This window comes from Streptomyces sp. DH37, from assembly GCF_029813835.1.
Taxonomy (GTDB): Bacteria; Actinomycetota; Actinomycetes; order Streptomycetales; family Streptomycetaceae; genus Streptomyces.
Map to the genome: position 1 here is coordinate 1 of NZ_JARVKV010000187.1, position 455 is coordinate 455.

The 455-nt window shown below is 52.7% G+C and carries 1 protein-coding gene; it reads right to left on the bottom strand.

Going from position 1 to position 455, the window contains the following annotated elements:
* The coding region (locus tag QC029_RS31375) for an LLM class flavin-dependent oxidoreductase (protein ID WP_279559095.1) at positions 1-455 on the bottom strand (455 nt) is incomplete at both ends.

Here is a 455-nt window from a genome sequence, read left to right on the forward strand (position 1 = left end):
CCCACGATTAGCGGATAGCGTCCCCCCAACCGATGCTCGGCTATCAGCTGCGCTTTGGTAACCTGCTGCTGCCGAAAGCGCTGGTTCACCGACGCAATGCTATTGGTTTGTTGGTAGGCAATCACCTCATCATCGGCATACTGTGATAAATCAATCCCCACCGAACTTGAGTAATGTGCCAATCCTGCCTCGCTACTGGCATAGCCTTCATACTCCGCCAGTTTTGCTTGAGCAAGGTCGTGACGCTCGTCAGTTACTACTGTGATTCCCATCAGCACTTTGATGTCATTGGGCTCGCGACCCTGTGCTTTTGCCAACTGGCGAATTGTCTCCACCTGCCGTTTAATCGCTGATTTTTCGCCACCCCCAATAAAAATCGCCTCCGCGTGCTGGGTGGCAAATGCCAAACCTTTGGCTGATGCCCCTGCTTGAAATAACACAGGCGTGCGCTGAAT